An 18,180-nucleotide genomic window follows, 5' to 3' on the forward strand; every position below is an offset into this window, starting at 1 on the left:
GGTTCACCCCGATCGCGCATCGGTACGCCGGAATCCGGTCGTCGACCCGGATCGCACCCCAGAGCCCGGAGAAGACCAGCGCGGACCGCCGGACCCGGGCCCGGGCGGCGCCGGTCAGGGTGTGAAGGTCCAGTGCGTCGTAGAGCACCCCGGTGTAGACCTTGGCGGCGGGGCCGGCCGGCGCGGTGCGCAGTGCCGCGTTGCGATCCAGTTCCTCGTCCTGCAACGGGCCGAGCCCGAGCACGCCGCGGGCCCGCTCCCGGTCCCCGCCCGAACAGAGGTCGACAAGCGCGTCCATCACCCGTTCCCGGCCCGGGGTCAGCGCCGGCCGGGTCAGCGAGTCCAGGTTCACCGGGCGGCCGGACCGGGGCGCGGTCTTTCCCTCCGAGGGAGGCAGCAGGATCAGCACAACCGGCAAGCCTACGCACGGACCGGGGCGGGAACGGGTTCGGCCACGGGTGCGGCCCAGCCCTCGGGCACGGGAAGTCCCGCCGCACGTCGGGCCAGGACGGCGGCGCCCACCTGTGCGGCCACGGCCCCGAAGGCGGAGGGAAGCACCACGGGCGCGGTCCGCCAGGCCAGTGCCGCGCGCAGCGCCTCGCGTACCGGGTCGAAGAGTTGCGGGCCGGCTTCGGCGAGTCCGCCGCCGAGCACGATCCGGGCCGGATCGAGGGTCAGGGTGAGGGTGGCCAGCGCGGTGCCCAGCGCGTGCGTGGCGGTGTCCCAGACGGACCGGGCCAGCGGATCGGTGGCGGTGGCCGCGGCGATCGCCCGGCTGTCGAGCCCGGGAGTGCCGCCGAGCCGGGCGTAGCGCCGGGCCAGGCCACCGGCGGAGGCGTACACCTCGAGGCAGCCCCGTTGCCCGCAGGGGCAGGGTTCCCCGCCGGGGAAGACCGGCATGTGGCCGACCTCGCCGGCCGACCAGGTCGCACCGGGAACGGGCTCGCCGTGCACCACGACCGTGGCGGCGATGCCGGTACCCAGGGGCAGGAGCAGGAAGTTGTCCAGTCCACGGGTGGCTCCCGCCACCGCCTCGGCGATGCCGGCGGCCCGGGCGTCGTGGCCGATCGCCACCGGCAGTCCGAGGTCGTCGTGGACGAGCGCCCGCAGCGGCACCTCACGGAACCTGATGTTCGAGGCGTACCGCACCACCCCGGCGGCCTCGTCGACGATGCCGGGGGTGACCACGGCGATCCCGGCGGGCGCGGCGCCCCGGGCGAGCGCGTCGTCGCGCAGCCGGCGGCACAGGGCCCGTACCGCGTCGACCGGGTCGCCGTCGGCGTCCGCCCGCGAGGGTACGACCACCGTGTGCCGGATCCGGCCGTCGTCGTCGAAGACGGACCCCTTCATTGTGGTTCCGCCGACGTCGACGGCGAGCACGCAACCGTCCGGGATCGGCCCGGTGGACCGGGTCGCAGCGGTCACCGGGTCGCCACGGTGAGGTCCGCGACGAAGTCGCGGTCCAGCGGGAACATCGGCCGCACCAGGTTCGCGTACGGCAGCCGGGCGAGGTCCTGGTCGACTCCGCCCGGGGTCAGCGCGAGCAGCCAGTCGCCGGCCGCGTCGAAGAGTTCGGGTTCGAGGTAGCCGATCTTCACGACGACCACGTCCACCGCGTCGACCGCAACGCCCAGCCGCGCGTAGGAGGCCAGTTGCCGGTACTGCATCCGCCGGGAGGTGACGAACACGCTGAGGCCGCCGACCCGGATGCTCACGCACCGTCCGCCGTCGGGGTCCTCGGCGACCGCCTCGAGGGTTCCGGTGAGCGGGAGCGGTCCCGGTTCCCGGGCGTCGATCCGGCCGCCGACGCGTACCTCGACCGGCGTGCCCGGCGACCGGTCGGCGACCTGCGCCACGGCCCCCGGGTCGACCAGCGAGGCGAACACCGCCCGGACCGAGCCGTCCCGGATCTCGGGCCGGGCCAGCATCCGGGACAGCGCGAAGGTGACGTCGTCGGCACCGCCGGCCCCCGGGTTGTCGCCGGAGTCGCTGATGAAGAACGGCCGCCGGGCCGGCTCCGCGACCGCGGCCAGGGCCGTGTCGAGACACTCGTCCATCGAGCCGGTCGGCGCGACGAAGGAGAACTCCTTCCGGGCCGCCCAGAAGCGCTCGCCGAGTTCCCGGGCCGCCTCGGTCGCGGCCGCCGCGTCGGTGCCGGTGACGACGACGGCGCCCCGGCAGCGGGCCTGGTCGGCCCAGGCGAACCCGATCCAGATCGCCGCGTCGATGACGCCGTCCCGGGCCTCGACCTCGGTGATCCGGCCGTACAGGTCCCGGGCCGGTTCGACCCGGGTGCTGGTCATCTCCCCGGGCAGCAGGATCGGTACGTGCACCAGGGCCCTGTGCGGCCGTTGCCCCCGGCGCAGCGCCTCCACCAGGTTGCGGGCCGCGCGCTCGCGGGTTTCCCAGACGTCGACGTGCGGGGCGGTGCGGTAGCAGGTGAGCAGGTCGCAGCCGTCGAACAGCACGGGCGATACGTTGCCGTGCAGGTCCATGGCCGCGGAGACGAACGGCTCCGGGCCGATCACCGAGCGGATCGCGGTGACGAGGTCGCCCTCGGCGTCGTCCCGGCCGACGACGCTCATCGCGCCGTGGATGTCCAGCAGGATGCCGTCCAGGTCGCCGGCCCGGGACAGCCCGTCCAGGATCTCCGCCGACCAGGCGTCGTAGGCCGCGGGATCGACCGCACCGCCGGGTAGGGCCCGGGCGTGCACCAGGGGTACCCACTCGATCCCGGCGGCCCACGGCGCGAGGGGCGAGAGCCACGCGTAGCGGCCCAGCAGCGCGTCGCCCCGGGTCACGTCGAAGTCGCTGGCCGTGCTCAGGTGCGGCGAGAAGGTGCTGGATTCGATGTGTATGCCGCCGATGGCGATGCGGAGGGAACGGGGCACGGACGGAACTCCTCAGCTGGGACGGACGTCGGCCGCGACGCGTACCAGGTGCCCGAGGCCGACCAGGGCGGCATCCGGGCCCACGACGCTGGCCTCGATGGACAGGGACTGGGTCATCGACGGCAGGCAGCGCTCGTAGAGCATCCCCCGGGCGGCGGCGACGTAGACGTCGAGGCTGGACAGCGCCCCGCCGATGACGACGGCATCGGGGTTGAGGAAGTTGACCAGGCCGGACAGCGCGACCCCGAGCAGCCCGCCGGCGTGCCGGACCATCGTCACCGCCGTCGGTTCGGCGTCGGTGACGGCGGCGATGACGTCGTGGGTGCTGGCTATCGGCAGGCCCTGCTCCGCCAACTGATGGGCCAGGGCGGCACCGCTGGCGACGGTCTCCAGGCAACCCTGGCTGCCGCAGGAGCAGTGCCGCTCGCCGCTGTCCGCCACCCGTACGTGGGTGACGTCGCCGCTGAGCCCCCGGCCGCCCCGGTAGACCTGCCCGCCGGTGACCAGGCAGCCGCCGATGCCGGTACCGGCCTTGACGTAGATCATGTCTCCGGTTTCCCGGTCCCGGGCGGTGTGTTCGCCGATCGCGGCGGCCTTGGCGTCGTTGTCGACGACCACCGGCACGGAGAAGCGCCGGCTCAGCTCGACCTGCGCGTCGACGCCGCTCCAGCCGGGCATCCGGGCGGGGCCGACCAGCCGGCCACGGGGAAACTCGACAGGTCCCGGCAGCGCCACCCCGAGCCCCAGCAACGCCTGACCGGGGGCGGTCGCCGCCTGGATCCGCTCGAACGCCAGCGCCACGGCGTCGAAGACCTCGGCGGGCCCGGCGGCGATGTCGATGGCCACCTCCTCGGCGGTGACCAGCCGCCCGTCGGGTGTGCAGAGACCGATCCGGGCGTGCTGGGCGCCCAGTTCCGAGACGGCGAAGACGCCGGCGACCTCCCGTAGCCGGAGGATCCGGGGTCGTCGCCCGCCGGTGGAGCGGCCCACACCCTCCTCCAGGATCGCGCCCTCCTCCAGCAGTCGCCGTACGACGCCGGTGACGGTCGAGGGGGCCACCTGGAGCGCCTCGACGAGATCGGCTCGGGAGGTGGCCTCACCGCTGGCCAGCAGCTTGAGCGTCTGGTCCCGCAGGGTGGCGGAGATCGGATCCGACATGCGTCTCCTCCTTAGGGCCGGTCGTCCGGCGCCGCCTCAGCTTGTCGGGTGCGGTGGCCGGGGGGTCGAGCAGGGGTCGCCGCGAAGGTCATCGGAAAGATGCTTCGGCGACTTCGATCGTAACCTGACGGAAGTTGGCGAACAAACTGAGATTGTTTCGTTGACTCCGAACTTTGCTCCCTATACATTCTCCGCATCGACCGCTTGAGCAGCACCAGGCGGCTGGACGCGACGCCTCTGACGCCCGACGACGCGGGGCCCGTGCAGATCAATCGAGGAGACTCATGAGGAGCAGATTCCACCGGCGCGCCCTGCGCGGCACCGTGGCCGTGGCCAGCGTGCTCGCCATCGGCGCGGGCCTGGCCGCCTGTAGCGGCGACAGCGGTTCGAAGGGCTCCCAGGGCGGGAGTCAGGGAAAGGACACCGTCACGGTGGCCTTCCGGACCCCCAACTGGATCCTGCCCATCTCGGCCCCCGGATTCACCCAGGGCGAGAACGCCACCTTCACGACGGCGCTGTACCGGCACCTGTACGAGTACCAACTGGACGGCTCGGCGAAGTACAACATCAACGCCGAGCGTTCGATGGCCGAGGCGCCCGTGGTCAGCAACGGCGGCAAGACCCTGACGATCACGCTCAAGGACAACAAGTGGTCCGACGGCAAGCCCGTCACCACCAAGGACATCCAGTTCTGGTGGAACCTGGTCACCGCGAACAAGGACAAGTGGGCGTCGTACCGGGCCGGCGGCTTCCCGGACAACATCGCCGACTGGAAGATCACCGACGAGAAGACCTTCTCGCTGACCACGACCAAGGCGTACAACACCGCGTGGTTCGTCGGAAACCAGCTCAACCGGATCGTCCCGCTGCCCCAGCACATCTGGGACAAGGACTCCGCCACGGCGAGCGTCGGCGACCTCGCCAGCACGCCGGCCGGCGCCAAGAAGGTCTTCGACTTCCTGACCACGGCGTCCAAGGACCCGAAGTCGTACGCGACAAACGAGTTGTGGAAGGTCACCAGCGGCCCCTGGAAGCTGGACAAGTACGTGCCGAACGGCGAGGTCGTGCTCGCCGCGCAGCCGACCTACTCGGGCTCGGACAAGCCGAAGCTGGCCAAGATCGTCCTGCGGCCGTTCACCAGTGACGACGCCGAGTTCAACGTGCTGCGCGCCGGTGAGATCGACTACGGGTACATCCCGCCGGCCAACCTGTCCCAGCAGTCGTACCTCGAGTCCAAGGACTACAAGGTCGCACCCTGGTACGGCTGGTCCATCACCTACCTCCAGCTGAACTTCAACAACCCCAAGACGGGCGTGCTGTTCAAGCAGCCGTACCTGCGCCAGGCGATGCAGATGCTCGTCGACCAGCCGACCATCAACAAGGTCATCTGGTCCGGCATGGCCGCCCCGAGCTGTGGCCCGGTGCCGCTCAAGCCGGGCACCACCGATGCCAACGGGTGCGCGTACTCGTTCGACCCGGCCAAGGCCAAGACCCTGCTCGAAGGCCACGGCTGGAAGGTGACCCCGGACGGCAAGACCGTCTGCCAGGCCCCGGGCACCGCCGAGAACCAGTGCGGCGAGGGCATCGCCGCCGGCACGCCGCTGGCCTTCACGGTCACCAGCCAGAGCGGGTTCGACGCCACCACCAAGATGTTCTCCGAGATCAAGTCGCAGATGGCCAAGCTCGGCATCGAGCTGACCATCAAGGAGGTACCCGACTCGGTCGCGGTCACCCCGGCCTGCAAGCCGACCGAGGCGACCTGCTCGTGGGACATGTCCTTCTTCGGATCGCAGGGCAGCTGGTACTACCCGGTCTTCGCCAGCGGCGAGCGGCTCTTCTCCACCGGTGCTCCGGTGAACCTGGGCAGCTACAGCAACCCGGAGGCCGACCGGCTCATCGAGGCGACCCAGTTCTCCGCCGACGAGAGCGCGCTGAAGGCGTACAACGACTTCCTCGCCAAGGACCTGCCGGTGCTCTGGATGCCGAACCCGGTGTACCAGATCTCGGCGTACAAGTCGGGGTTGCAGGGTGTCGAGCCGCAGGACCCGATGAACTACTTCTACTTCCAGGACTGGTCCTGGAAGAACTGACCCACTGACCGTCCCGGCTCCGGTGGCGCCTGACCGCGCCACCGGAGCCCATCGAGGAGGGGGAGGAGCCGCCCAGTGGTCCGGTACCTCATCACACGCCTGGGCCAGGCCCTCATCGTCATCGTGCTGGTCACGGTGATCGCGTTCATCATCCTGCACCTGCTGCCGGGCGGCGCCGCGCGCTCCGCGCTGGGCAAGGAGGCGACGCTGGAGCAACTGGCGGCGTTCAACCACGAGATGGGCTACGACCGGCCCTGGGTCCAGCAGTACCTGATGTACGTGCAGCGCCTGCTGCACGGCGATCTCGGCTACTCGTTCCAGCTCAACCAGTCGGTCACCGAGGCGATCGGCCAGCGGCTGCCGAAGACGATGGCGCTGTCGCTGCTGTCGACCCTGCTGGCCGTCGTGGTGGCGATCCCGCTCGGCGTGATCCAGGCGGTACGGCGCAACCGGTGGCCCGACTACGCCATCACCTCGCTGTCGCTGCTGGCGTACGCGACCCCGATCTTCTTCATGGGCCTGATGATGATCATTCTCTTCTCGCAGGTCTGGCCGATCCTTCCGCCGGAGGCGCCGCAGGGCTTCACCCTGGGGGAGATGCTTGCCGAACCGGCCGGACTCGTCCTGCCCACCGTCACGCTCGCCATCGTCACCATCGCGGTGTACTCGCGCTACGTCCGCTCCTCGATGGTCGACAACCTCAACGAGAACTACGTGCGTACCGCCCGCAGCAAGGGGCTGTCGGAGCGCCGGGTCGTCGTCCTGCACACCCTGCGCAACGGCCTCTTCCCCGTCATCACCCTGCTCGGGATGTACCTGCCGGCGCTGTTCAGCGGGGCCCTGGTGGTGGAGTCGCTGTTCAACTTCCCCGGCATGGGGCAGCTCTTCTGGCAGGCGGCGCTCAAACGCGACTTCCCGATCCTGCTCGGAGTCACCCTGATCATCTCGGTCGCGACCGTGCTCGGTGCACTCCTCGCCGACCTGCTCTACGCCGCCGTCGACCCCCGGGTCCGACTTCGGGGGAGGACCTCGTGACCACGCTGCCCGAGGTGCCCGGCGTACCGGTCGGCGCGCCGCCGCTCGCGGTCGACGCCGACGAGGCGCCGGTCCGGGGTCTGTGGCGCCAGGGGGTGTCGGTCTTCTGCGAGAACCGGCTCGCCCTGGTCGGCCTGGGCCTGTTCATCCTGCTGGCCGGGGTCTGCTTCCTCGGGCCGCTGGTCTACCACACCGACCAGGTGCACACCGACCTCGCGGCGGTCCACCTCGGACCCGGCGAGCAGGGACATCCGCTCGGGACCGACGGAGTCGGCTACGACCAGCTCGGGCGGCTGATGCTCGGCGGACAGACCTCGATCGTCGTCGGGCTCGCGGCGGGCATCCTCGCCACCTTCCTCGGCACGCTCTGGGGAGCCGTCGCCGGATTCGCCGGCGGTTGGGTCGACTCCGCGATGATGCGGGTCGTCGACGCGATGATGTCGATCCCCTCGCTGTTCCTCTTCATGCTGCTGGCCGCCATCGTCACCCCGAGCGTGCCGATGCTGATCCTCATCATCGGCGCGTTCGCCTGGCTGGGACCGGCCCGGCTCGTCCGGGGCGAGGCGCTGAGCCTGCGGTCCCGCGAGTACATCCAGGCCATGCGTGCGATGGGCGGCACCGGTGGCCGCGCGGTACGCCGGCACATCGTGCCGAACGCCATCGGCACCGTGATCGTCAACGCGACCTTCCAGGTCGCCGACGCCATCCTCTACGTCGCCTACCTGTCGTTCCTCGGCCTCGGCGTTCCGCCGCCGGCCGCGAACTGGGGCGGGATGCTCTCCGACGGCCTCGCGGACACCTACAGCGGCCACTGGTGGCTGCTGTATCCGCCCGGAATCGCCATCATCCTCATCGTGCTCGCCTTCAACTTCATGGGCGACGGGCTGAGGGACGCCTTCGAGGTCCGCCTCCGGCGACGCTAGCAGGAGCAGGGAAATGAGCGCACCGATCGAGTTCACCGTCCGGCACGACGAGGCAGCCCGGGACGCGGGGGAGAACGAGCCCCTGCTGCGACTGCGCAACCTTCACACCGACATCGCGCTGCGTCGCGGCACCGTACACGCCCTCGACGACGTCAACCTGGAGGTCCGCCCCGGCGAGACCCTCGGCATCGTCGGCGAGTCGGGCAGCGGCAAGACGATGACCGCACTGTCGGTGATGGGCCTGCTGCCGTCGGGTGGCAGCGTGGTCGGCGGCCAGATCCTCTTCGAGGGCCGCGACCTCCGGTCCCTGCCGACCGACGAGGTACGGCGGATCCGGGGCGTCCGGATGGGCATGGTGTTCCAGGACCCGCTCACCTCGCTCAACCCGACGATGCGGATCGGCACCCAGGTCGCCGAGCCGCTGCGGGTACACGAGGGGGCCGGGAAGGCGCAGGCCCGGGAGCGGGCGATCGAGATCCTGCGCCGGGTGGGAATGCCCCGACCGGACAGGATCGTCGACAACTATCCGCACGAACTCTCCGGCGGGATGCGGCAGCGGGTCGCCATCGCCATGGCACTGATCTGCTCGCCGCGCCTGCTCATCGCCGACGAACCGACCACCGCGCTCGACGTGACCACGCAGCGCCAGATCCTCGAACTTCTCGACGACCTGCGGGAAGAGTTCGGGATGGCCGTCATCCTGGTCACCCACGACCTGGGCGTGATCGCCGGCCGGGCGGACCGGGTCGCGGTGATGTACGCCGGGCGGGTGGTGGAGACCGCAGCCACCGCAGAACTGTTCCGGTCGCCCCGGCACCGCTACACCGAGGCGCTGATGGAGGCGCTGCCCGAGATGGCGGTCCGCGAGCCGGGCGTACCCGAGCGGCTCTACAGCATTCCCGGCCTGCCGCCGGACCTGTCCCGCCCGCCCGCCGGATGCCGGTTCGCCCCGCGCTGCCGGTTCGGAACGGACGAGTGCCGTACCACCGAGGTGACCCTGTCGACGGGCGGCCACCAGCACGCGTGCCTGCACCCGGTCGCCCTGACCACGGCTGCCCCGGCGGCCCGGACGGCGCCGGTGTCCGCACCGGCGGTGGACGCGTCCGGCCCGGCGCCGGAACCGATCCTGTCGGTCCGGGGGCTGGTGAAGGACTACGAGGCGACCACCGGTGGACTGCTCCGCCGGACCACCGGGCGGGTGAGTGCCGTGGCGGGAGTCTCGTTCGAGGTCCGGCCCGGCGAGACCTTCGGACTGGTCGGCGAGTCCGGCTGCGGCAAGTCCACGGTGGGGCGGCTGGTCGTCGGGCTGGAGCAGCCGACCGACGGGCAGATCGTCCTCGACGGCACCGACATCGCCCGGCTGCCCCGGCGCGAACGTCGCCGGATGCACCGCCAGGTCCAGTTGATGTTCCAGGACAGCTACGCGGCGATGAACCCACGGATGCGGGTCGACGCCATCCTCTCCGAACCGCTGGAGATCCAGCAGGTGGGTGACACGGCCGCGCGGCGGGCCCGGATCGGCACCCTGCTCGACCAGGTGGGGCTGTCCCGGCGGGTCCTGGAGCGCTACCCCCACGAGTTCTCCGGCGGCCAGTTGCAGCGTATCGGGCTGGCCCGTTCCCTGGCCCTGCAACCCCGGCTGATCGTCGGCGACGAACCGGTGAGCGCGCTCGACGTGTCGATCCAGGCACAGGTGCTCAACCTGATGCGGGACCTCCAGCGCGAGCTGGGCCTGGCGTACGTGTTCATCAGCCACGACCTCTCCGTCGTCGACTACATGGCGGATCGGATCGGCGTGATGTACCTGGGCAAGCTCGTCGAGGTCGGACCTGCCTACGACGTGGTCAGGTCCGCCCGGCATCCGTACACCCAGGCACTTCTCGACGCCGTGCCGTCCGCCACCCCCGACCTCGCCGCGCCGCGCGAGAGCGTCACCATCCGTGGCGAGCTGCCGAGTGCGCTGAACCCGCCCACCGGATGCCGGTTCCGGACCCGGTGCCCCCTGGCGCAGGAGATCTGCGAGACCGAGCCGCCGCTGGCCGGCGCTGCCCACCAGGTCGCCTGCCACTTCCCGCTGCGTCAGGAGGGCGGAGCCGAAGCCTGATCCTGGGCGGCCGGTGCGCCGTACCGGCCACCCGCCGTTCAGCGGTAGACGCGAACGTAGTCGACGAGCATCCGGGACGGGAACGGCGTGGTCGAGTCCACCGGCCCCGGGAAGTCACCGCCGACGGCGAGGTTGAGGATCAGATAGAACGGATGGTCGAAGACCCACGGGCCGCGGGTCGACTCCACCGTCTCCTTGCTGGCGTAGAAGACCGTCTGGCCGTCCACCTTGAACGTCATGCCCCGGCTGTCCCACTCCGCGGCCCAGACGTGGAAGCCACCGGCGAAGTCGACGCCACCCGGCGCGGGATACTTCTGCCCGTAGCCCGCGCCGCCGTTGTACTGCGGTGCGTGCAGCGTGGAGTAGCCCTCCAGCGTGTTGCGGCCGAGAACCTCCATGATGTCGATCTCGCCGTTGTACGGCCACGGACGGCCGGTGAGGAAATCGGCGCCCATCATCCAGAAGGCGGGCCACAGGCCGTTGCCCTTCGGCACCTGGATCCGAGCCTCGATCCGGCCGTACTGGACGGTGAACCTGCCGCCGGTGTTCATCCGGTGCGACGTGTAGTCCCGGCCGCCGGCGGTTTGCCTGCGAGCCTCGATCACCAGGGCCCCGGTGCCGTTCATCGAGGCGTTGTCGTTGTTCGTGTAGTACTGGATCTCGTTGTTCTGGCCGGTGCCGGGATCGATCGTCCACTTCGTCGGGTCGGGCTTGCTGCCGGCCGCTCCGTTGAACTCGTCGCTCCAGACGAGCTGGGTCGCCGGGAACGTCGGGTCAGGAGGCATCGCCGGCGGAGCGGTCGGGTTGCCGCCGGTACCGAAGACCTTGAACTCGTAGAGCGAGTAGCCGTACGTGCTCGACCGGGCGGTGCCGTACATCCGCACGTAGCGGCCGGTGCCGGTGATGTTGAGCGTCTCCTTGAAGCCCCGACCGGTGGTGGTGGAGTAGATCGGGGTCCAGGTGGAGGCGTTCGCGGAGACCTGGATCTGGTACGCGGTGCCGTACGCCGGATCCCACTGCAACACCACCTGACTGATCGTGGCGGTGGCACCGAGGTCGACGTAGATCCAGCCCGGGTCGACCCATCCGGTGGTGGCGCTGGTCGCCCAGCGGCTGGCCGGATCGTTGTCGAAGGCCCGCGCGGGGGAGCACTCGAAGCAGGCACCGTCGTTCTGGCTGGTCGAGGCCACCGCCGGTTTCTGGTACGACAGCAGCACACTTCCGCCGGGCGGCGGTGTCGTGGGTGCGGCGGTCGGTGAGGCGCCGGGCGGCGTGGTCGGCGGGTTGCCGGGTCCGGTGCCGGTGCGTACCGCGAACTCCCAGAGCGAGTAGCCGAACGTCGTTCCCCGCTGGGTGCCGAGGACCCGGACGTAGCGGCCGGAGCCGGCGACGGTCAGGACCTGGGTCCCGCCGGTGCCGTTGGTCGTGCTGTGCACCGTGGTCCAGCTCGTGCCGTCGGCCGAGGTCTGGATCTGGAACGCGGTGGCGTACGCGGCCTCCCAGTTCAGGGTGACGCCACAGATCGACTGGGTCGAACCGAGGTCGACCCGCAACCACTGCGGATCGGCGGCGAGGCTGGCCCACCGGGTTCCGGTGCTGCCGTCCACCGCCGAGGAGGCTGGATAGGTGGCGGACTCGACCGACGACGCGGTCGCCGGCCGGCCCTGTGCGGCGTTCCCGGTGCCGCAGGCGCTGGCTCCGGACTCGCCGTACACCTGGAATTCCCAGAGCGAGATCCCGTACGCGGTGGCCCGCGCGGTGGCGTCGAGCCGGACGTACCGCCCGCTGCCGGTGACGGTGACCTCCGAAGTTCCGCCGCTGCCGTTGGTGGTGGTGTGTACGGTCGTCCACGCCGAGCCGTTCGTCGAGATCTGGATCGTGAAGGCGCGGGCGTAGGCGCCCTCCCAGTTCAGCACGATCCGGCTCAACGGTGCGACGGCGCCGAGGTCGACCTGCAACCACTGGGGCTCGGCGAAGGCGCTCGACCAGCGGGTGCCGGCGTTGCCGTCGACCGCCGCCGAGGCCGGGGTGGCGGCGGACTCGGTCGACGAGGCGGTGGTGGGCCGGCCCTGGGACAGCAGGGTCTCGGCCGCGTCGGCGGACGTACCGGTGACGGCGAGATAGCTGCCGAGCAGGGCCAGGATCGTGCCCGACAGGGTCAGGGCACGCCATCGGTCCAGCCAGTGTGGTCGGACGAGGGGTGGGGACAGAGCGCTGTTCATCAATGCTGCTCCCATAGCTGAGGGCCACAACGTGTCGGGCAGGTTGCGGGCCTGTGACATCTGACGAGAGAGCGCTCTCTCAGATACTCTGACCCACTCAGTGAACACTGTCAATGTCGGCCGGAGGGTTTCGACAAATCCGGCTGACCCTCGCACGACCTGCGGATACGCCTACCCGACCCGGCCCCTCAGGGACGCGGCACCTTCCGGCCGGCGGTGTTGTCCCGACGTACCTCCATCGCTTCCCGGATGAACCGGTCGACGGCGTCCCAACCGGGGCCGGGGCGACCGGTCGTGACCCGCTCGCTGCCGGACCGGGCCTGGTACACCCGCTGGTCGTCGTGGTTGGTCGGATCCAGCACGGCTCGCCAGTCGTGGCCGGCGCCGGGGATCGAGTAGAAGGTGACGGTGGCTCCGGCGTCCCGCAGTGCCTCATAGAGCAGCACGCTCTGGCCGTGCGGCACCAGCGCGTCGGCCTGGCCGTGCAGCAGGAGCATCGGTGGAGCGGACCGCGCCGCGTACCGGGCCGGGTTCGCCGTGCCGGCAGCCTCCGGGCGGCTCCGGATGGCGCCGCCGAGCAGCCGCGACTCCGGTGAGCGGGGATCGTTGTGGCAGTCGGTGATGCCGAGGTCCCGGTTGAACTTCCGGCGGGCGCCGGGCAGCATCTGCTCGTCCATCCGGAGGAAGTCGGTGGGTGGGTAGAACGCCACCGCGGCCTGGACCCGGCTGCTCGGAGCGGGACCGCCCGCCGCCGGATCGTCGTCGCCGGTCAGGGCCGCCATCGCCGCCGTCCAGCCGCCGGACGAGTCACCCATCACGGTGAACCGCTCCGGGTCGAGCCGGTACTGCCGGGCATGACCCCGCAGCCAGCGGATGGCGGCCCTGATGTCCCGCAGTTGGGCCGGAAATACTCCCTGACCGCTGGAGCGGATGCTCACCCCGGCCACGGCGTAGCCGCGGGCGGTGAAGATGCCGGCGATCGGGCCGGCACTGTCCTTGCCGTTGTCCCTCATCCAGCCGGAGCCGCCGGTCCAGAGAACCAGGGGCCGGTCGCCCCTGGGGTCCGCCGGCAGGTAGAGGTCCAGCAGATGGCCCCGCCCGTCCATCGGCTCGGCGGGCCGGTACGCCAGGTCGGCGATCATCGGCCGGGGCCGACTGGCGCCGGGGCGGCGGCGGTGCAGGAGGGCGGTGCTGCGGAGGCGCGGGGTGCCGTCAGTGGCGTGGGCTGCATGGCGAATAGTTTTCCTTCCGAATGGAGTATTACCCGCGTTCCCGCGTCGGCTGTCAGAGTGAGCGCAACCGACAGCCGCTCCGCCACGTCGAAGTCGAAGACGGCGGGACGAGGGGAAACTGATGAGACGAACCGGGTACGCCATGATGCTGCTCGTGGCCGGGACGCTGCTCGCGGGGTGCGCCGACCGTGGCGGTCCGGACCAGGGGGCTTCGGCCCCACCCACGCCGCTGGAGTCCGGTACGACCTCCCCGGCACCGGCCGATCCGGCCGGTCTGATCGGCTCGTGGAGCGTGGCCGAGGCGGACGAGGGGGAGGGGGCGATCCTGCGTCTCGCATCGGACGGTGCGCGGTTGTTCGACCGGTGCGGGGTGTGGCTCGGCTCCTGGCGGGCCGACCCGAACGGCCTGTTCGTCGTCGGGCTGTTCGGACTCTCGGGGCCGGACGGGACCGAGGGCTGCGCTCTCGAATCGACTCCGGGCTGGCTGAGTCGGGCAAGCGGGTTCCGATCGAACGGGGACGGCCGGATCCTCGTGGACGACCAGGGCGACCAGACGGCTCGGCTGCTGCCCGGTGCCACGCCGACGGCCGGGCCGAACCTGGCGCCGTCCGAGGTGGAGCCGCCGGTGGTCACCGACGAGGTGCGGCGGTCCTTCGCACCGGCGGTGGAGTTGCCGGCCACCCTGCTTCCGGCCACCCGCGCCGGGCTGGTCGACCGTTGGGTGCCCATCGGCGGTCGAGCGCCCAAGGCGTACGTGGAACTGGGCGCGGATGGCGGGTGGAGCGGCTCCGACGGCTGCAACGGCACGAGCGGGCGGTGGGTCGCCGGCCCGGCGGGTGCCCTGCTCGCCACCACCGGACCGAGCACCCTGGTCGGCTGCGCCAGCGTTCCGGTGGGGAGTTGGCTCGGTGACGCCTGGCGGGCCGGGCTGGACGGCGACGTGTTGGTGCTCCTCGACGCCCGGGGCGGCGAGATCGGCAGGCTCCGCAGAGCCTGACCCGGGCAGGTCGAGCGGGGGTCGGCAGGTGCGGTGGTGCTCTCCGGGTGGGGCCGACGGTATGGCCGCCGGCCCCACCCGGTGTGGTCACTGTGCCGGGGCGGAGGCCTTCTTGTCGTCCGCCGTCGCGCCATCCGGGGCGGCTTCGAGATCGAGCCGTTCCTGCTCGCGGTCGGCGAGGTACGCCCGGATGGAGTACGCCAGCGCGGCCGCCCAGACCACGTAGATCACGGCGTAGACCGCGTAGCGCGTGTTGTCGCCGGCGTCGATCCAGTCGCTGCGCAGCAGTGTGCGGATGTTGGTCAGGATGATGACTCCGCCGACCGCGGAGCCGAGCACCCTCGGCGGGATGTGCCGGACCAGCCAGGCCGCGATCGGTGCCGCGATGACGCCGCCGATGAGTAGCGCGGCGACCCAGGTGAAGCTGAGGTTCTCCGAGCCGATGCCGACGAAGAAGCCGATGCTGGCGGCGACGGCGACGAGGAACTCGCTGGTGTCGATCGAGCCGATCGTCTTGCGTGGTTCGAGCCGGCCGCTGGCCAGGATGGCCGGAGTGCCGACCGGGCCCCAGCCGCCACCACCGGTGGAGTCGACGAAGCCGGCGACGATGCCGAGCGGGGCGAGGAAGCGCTTGCGCAGCGGCTTGCCGAGGTTGCCCTTGGGCAGGCCGAACGTGGTGAACCGGATCAGGATGTACAGGCCGAGGGCCAGCAGGATCACCGACATCAGTGGCGCCGCGGTCTCGGTGGAGAGGCCGGAGAGGAAGGTGGCGCCGGCGAAGGCGCCGACCGCACCCGGTATGCCGATCTTGGCAACGACCTTCCAGTCGACGTTGCCGAACTTCCAGTGCGCGGCACCGGAGACGAGGGTGGTGCCGATCTCGGCGAGGTGGACCGTGGCCGACGCGGCGGCCGGGTTGGTGCCGATGGCGAGCAGCAGGGTCGTCGAGGTCACGCCGTACGCCATGCCGAGGCTGCCGTCGACGAGTTGGGCGCCGAGGCCGACGAGGGCGAGGAGGAGGAGTTTTCGCATCTGGCTACCACCAGTCCGGGGATGGAGGTTTCGATGGGGGTGTCAGCCGATCGGGCGTCGCTGCCTGGTCAGCAGGTCCGTCGCGGCACCGTCGGTGCCCGGGTGGCTGGCGATGCCTGACATCGCCTGGACCGCGTGGTCGCTACGAGCTGAGGCATACACGGCATCGGGATCCCTCGCTGGACCGGGACGACCACTGCCGTAGCCGCCCTGTGGTGAGCACCGCTCGTAAAACCCTACTATCTCGATCGAGATTAAGACCTTGATGGGGATGAGGCAAGACCGGCGGGCACCGTGTCGCCGAGGATGTCGCCGGACGGCGACAGATATATCTAAAATCCCATCGATTCAATAGGTAATCTGATCGGCGAGCGCGGCCACTGTGGAGTCGCCGAGATGTCAAGTAGAGCTGCAATATTGGTCAGTTTCCCGCAACAACGGCCGACTGCTGGTGGCCGCCGAGTAGAGCGCGGATGACTGCCTTCCAGAATGTGGAACGTCGTTGACCCTGGCCAATCGGACGCGGAGGATAGATCACATGCAGCGGCGATACATCCTCCACCTCGTCAGCCGCCTGCACATCGATCTGGCGCGTCACGCCAGCGCAGGCTGTCCCCGCTGACCACGACCGGACCGGCACACCGCCGGCCGCGTCGTCGGGCCGACACCCGCTGACCTTCGTCAACGTCATCCCGCCGCACATCGCCGTGCGGGCAACTCCGCCTTCGTGAACCACCCCGCCGGTACCGGCCGTCGCTGCCACCCGCATCGCGGACCGGTACCGGGGATGGTCGCTGCCCGACTGCCGCCGACCGTGGCAGTACTCCCGGACGGTTAGGAGAGAGACGTCATGACCATTACCGACCTGACACCGATCGACGCGACGCGGTTCCGGTCCCTGCTCCGCCGGCAGGCCGCCGCGGTGACCGTGGTGACCGCGGCCGGCCAGCCGCCGGTCGGCTTCACCGCGACGTCGTTCACCTCGGTCTCGCTGCACCCGCCGCTGGTCTCCTTCTGCCTCTCCCGCACGTCGTCGAGCTGGCCGACGGTGGCCGACGCCGGACACGTCGGCGTACACCTGCTGGCGCAGGGGCAGCACGAGGTGGCCCGGACGTTCGCGACCAGCGGCATCGACCGGTTCGCCGCACATCAGGGCTGGCGGCCCGGCCCGTACGACGTGCCGCTGCTGGACGGGCCGGTCGCCTGGCTGGTGTGCCGGGTCGTGGAGCGGGTGGTCGCCGGTGACCACGCGATCGTGCTGGCCGAACCACTGGTCGGCGGACACACCGAGGACGAAGCGCCGCTGCTCTACCACATGGGCCGGTACGCGTCCCTCGCCTCCTGACCCGTACCGCCCTCCCCTCCGAGTCACTCCGCCGGCCCGTCGGGCCCATCGCACAGGAGTTCCCCATGTCACCTCCGCCCCGCTCCGCTCCCCAGTTGTCCGGACCGTCGGTGCTCCGCCGGCGTACCTTCCTCGCGGCCACGCTCGGCGTCGCCGCCGCCGGACTTGCCGGTTGCGCGAAAGACGACCGGCCCACCGTCCGACTGGCCCTCGACGCGCCGCTGCCGGCGAAGGTGCCGAGCGGCACGGTGCTGCGGGTCGGCGACAAGGAACTGCAGAAGGCGATCGAATTCTCCGGCCAGGCGGAGAAGCTGAGCTTCGACGTCTCCTGGGCGAACATCAGTGGCGGCCCGGAGACCCTGGAGGCGTTCCGGGCGGATGCGTTGGACATCGGCTCGGTGGCCGACATACCGCCGATCCACGCCGCCTGGACCGGGCAGCCCACGAAGATCGTCGCGGCCAAGTTCCGGCAGGATCCGATCAACCACCCGATCTACCAGCTCGGCGTCGCGCCCGGAGCCGGCGTGGCCAGCCTCGCCGACCTGCGCGGCAGGAAGATCGCCTACAGCCCCGGCCAGGCCCAGGGCGCCCTGGTGCTGCGCGTGCTGCACCAGGCCGGGCTGACCAAGGGCGACGTCAAACTGGTGGAGCTCGCCAGCACCGGGGACGTCTATCCGACCGCGCTGGCCAGCCGCCAGGTCGACGTGGCACCGATCGGTGGCATCAACGTCAAGCGCTACCTGGCCAAGTACGCCAGGGACGGCGGCACCACCATCTCGCACGGCCTCCGGGACGACCCGGGCCACCTCTACGTCCGGGCGCAGACCCTCGAGGACCCGGCCAAGGCGGCGGCGATCCGGGAGTACGTCCAGGCGTGGGCCCGAGCCTGGGTGTGGATCGAGCAGAACCCGGACGAGTGGATCGACAGGTACTACGTGAAGAACCAGGGTCTGTCCCGTGAGGACGGTCAGTGGCTGGTCGACAACGCCGGTGTACCGGACATCCCGGCGAGCTGGTCGGACGTGATCGCCCGACACCAGCAGACCATCGACCTGCTCGCCAAGGAAACCGGCAACAGGTCCCTGAACGCCGCCGACCTGTACGACCGCCGCTACGAGTCGGTGGGCGCCACCGCGTTCGGGAGGGCCTGA

The 18,180-nt window shown here is 70.9% G+C and carries 15 protein-coding genes; 7 read left to right on the forward strand and 8 right to left on the reverse strand.

The window, feature by feature from the left end; translation table 11 throughout:
• The 4 genes from yaaA to I0C86_RS39930 form a co-directional block, all read right to left on the reverse strand.
• A partial coding sequence (yaaA, locus tag I0C86_RS39915; RefSeq protein WP_196206507.1) for a peroxide stress protein YaaA occupies positions 1-409 on the reverse strand: 409 nt, incomplete at its 3' end.
• A gap of 11 nt (positions 410-420) precedes the next feature.
• Positions 421-1,425 (reverse strand): ROK family protein, encoded by a 1,005-nt coding sequence (locus I0C86_RS39920; protein ID WP_407676404.1) that lies wholly within the window; start codon positions 1,423-1,425, stop codon positions 421-423.
• Positions 1,422-2,891: a M81 family metallopeptidase gene (locus I0C86_RS39925; RefSeq protein ID WP_196206508.1), complete on the reverse strand. Its 1,470-nt coding sequence runs from the start codon at positions 2,889-2,891 to the stop codon at positions 1,422-1,424. The genes I0C86_RS39920 and I0C86_RS39925 overlap by 4 nt, the downstream gene beginning before the upstream one ends.
• 12 nt (positions 2,892-2,903) lie before the next feature.
• Positions 2,904-4,049, reverse strand: coding sequence for an ROK family transcriptional regulator (locus tag I0C86_RS39930; RefSeq protein ID WP_196206509.1), 1,146 nt, complete (start codon positions 4,047-4,049; stop codon positions 2,904-2,906).
• Between the two features lie 284 nt (positions 4,050-4,333).
• On the opposite strand from I0C86_RS39930, the gene I0C86_RS39935 reads away from it, so the two are divergent.
• The 4 genes from I0C86_RS39935 to I0C86_RS39950 all read left to right on the forward strand — a co-directional run bounded on the left by I0C86_RS39935 (position 4,334) and on the right by I0C86_RS39950 (position 10,201).
• Positions 4,334-6,139: a peptide ABC transporter substrate-binding protein gene (locus I0C86_RS39935; protein ID WP_196206510.1), complete on the forward strand. Its 1,806-nt coding sequence runs from the start codon at positions 4,334-4,336 to the stop codon at positions 6,137-6,139.
• A 75-nt stretch (positions 6,140-6,214) separates the two neighbouring features.
• Positions 6,215-7,174, forward strand: a complete 960-nt coding sequence (locus I0C86_RS39940; protein WP_196206511.1) for an ABC transporter permease — start codon at positions 6,215-6,217, stop codon at positions 7,172-7,174.
• Entirely contained in the window at positions 7,171-8,097 is a 927-nt protein-coding gene (locus tag I0C86_RS39945; protein ID WP_407676405.1) for an ABC transporter permease, read from the forward strand. Before I0C86_RS39940 ends, I0C86_RS39945 begins: the two co-directional genes overlap by 4 nt.
• A 13-nt stretch (positions 8,098-8,110) precedes the next feature.
• The gene (locus tag I0C86_RS39950; protein ID WP_196206512.1) at positions 8,111-10,201 is read left to right on the forward strand and encodes an ABC transporter ATP-binding protein; all 2,091 of its coding nucleotides are present in this window, start codon (positions 8,111-8,113) and stop codon (positions 10,199-10,201) included.
• A gap of 38 nt (positions 10,202-10,239) precedes the next feature.
• Here I0C86_RS39950 and I0C86_RS39955 read toward each other — a convergent pair whose 3' ends face one another.
• Together I0C86_RS39955 and I0C86_RS39960 are read right to left on the reverse strand one after the other, a co-directional pair.
• A complete protein-coding gene (locus I0C86_RS39955; protein ID WP_196206513.1) occupies positions 10,240-12,423 on the reverse strand; it encodes a discoidin domain-containing protein in 2,184 nt (727 codons plus the stop codon).
• Positions 12,424-12,611: 188 nt separating this feature from the next.
• Positions 12,612-13,565 (reverse strand): alpha/beta hydrolase, encoded by a 954-nt coding sequence (locus I0C86_RS39960; RefSeq protein WP_196206514.1) that lies wholly within the window; start codon positions 13,563-13,565, stop codon positions 12,612-12,614.
• A 211-nt stretch (positions 13,566-13,776) separates the two neighbouring features.
• On the opposite strand from I0C86_RS39960, the gene I0C86_RS39965 reads away from it, so the two are divergent.
• The gene (locus I0C86_RS39965) at positions 13,777-14,652 is read left to right on the forward strand and encodes an META domain-containing protein (RefSeq protein ID WP_196206515.1); all 876 of its coding nucleotides are present in this window, start codon (positions 13,777-13,779) and stop codon (positions 14,650-14,652) included.
• An 87-nt stretch (positions 14,653-14,739) separates the two neighbouring features.
• On the opposite strand, the gene I0C86_RS39970 is transcribed toward I0C86_RS39965, so the two are convergent.
• Positions 14,740-15,684, reverse strand: coding sequence for a sulfite exporter TauE/SafE family protein (locus tag I0C86_RS39970; RefSeq protein WP_196206516.1), 945 nt, complete (start codon positions 15,682-15,684; stop codon positions 14,740-14,742).
• A 421-nt stretch (positions 15,685-16,105) separates the two neighbouring features.
• A complete protein-coding gene (locus I0C86_RS39975; RefSeq protein ID WP_196206517.1) occupies positions 16,106-16,282 on the reverse strand; it encodes a hypothetical protein in 177 nt (58 codons plus the stop codon).
• A 252-nt stretch (positions 16,283-16,534) separates the two neighbouring features.
• On the opposite strand from I0C86_RS39975, the gene I0C86_RS39980 reads away from it, so the two are divergent.
• Positions 16,535-17,029, forward strand: coding sequence for a flavin reductase family protein (locus I0C86_RS39980; RefSeq protein ID WP_196206518.1), 495 nt, complete (start codon positions 16,535-16,537; stop codon positions 17,027-17,029).
• Between the two features lie 65 nt (positions 17,030-17,094).
• Complete coding sequence (locus I0C86_RS39985; RefSeq protein ID WP_196206519.1) at positions 17,095-18,180, forward strand: ABC transporter substrate-binding protein; 1,086 nt, start codon at positions 17,095-17,097, stop codon at positions 18,178-18,180.

This window comes from Plantactinospora alkalitolerans, assembly GCF_015690345.1.
GTDB classification, from domain to species: domain Bacteria; phylum Actinomycetota; class Actinomycetes; order Mycobacteriales; family Micromonosporaceae; genus Plantactinospora; species Plantactinospora alkalitolerans.

Excerpts from the sequence above, each read along its gene's own strand:
- I0C86_RS39955 (WP_196206513.1), bottom strand. The coding sequence starts at position 12,423 with ATGAACAGCGCTCTGTCCCCACCCCTCGTCCGACCACACTGGCTGGAC.
- I0C86_RS39960 (WP_196206514.1), bottom strand. The coding sequence starts at position 13,565 with ATGATCGCCGACCTGGCGTACCGGCCCGCCGAGCCGATGGACGGGCGG.
- I0C86_RS39970 (WP_196206516.1), bottom strand. The coding sequence starts at position 15,684 with ATGCGAAAACTCCTCCTCCTCGCCCTCGTCGGCCTCGGCGCCCAACTC.
- I0C86_RS39930 (WP_196206509.1), bottom strand. The coding sequence starts at position 4,049 with ATGTCGGATCCGATCTCCGCCACCCTGCGGGACCAGACGCTCAAGCTG.
- I0C86_RS39965 (WP_196206515.1), top strand. The coding sequence starts at position 13,777 with ATGAGACGAACCGGGTACGCCATGATGCTGCTCGTGGCCGGGACGCTG.
- I0C86_RS39935 (WP_196206510.1), top strand. The coding sequence starts at position 4,334 with ATGAGGAGCAGATTCCACCGGCGCGCCCTGCGCGGCACCGTGGCCGTG.
- I0C86_RS39980 (WP_196206518.1), top strand. The coding sequence starts at position 16,535 with ATGACCATTACCGACCTGACACCGATCGACGCGACGCGGTTCCGGTCC.
- I0C86_RS39985 (WP_196206519.1), top strand. The coding sequence starts at position 17,095 with ATGTCACCTCCGCCCCGCTCCGCTCCCCAGTTGTCCGGACCGTCGGTG.
- I0C86_RS39950 (WP_196206512.1), top strand. The coding sequence starts at position 8,111 with ATGAGCGCACCGATCGAGTTCACCGTCCGGCACGACGAGGCAGCCCGG.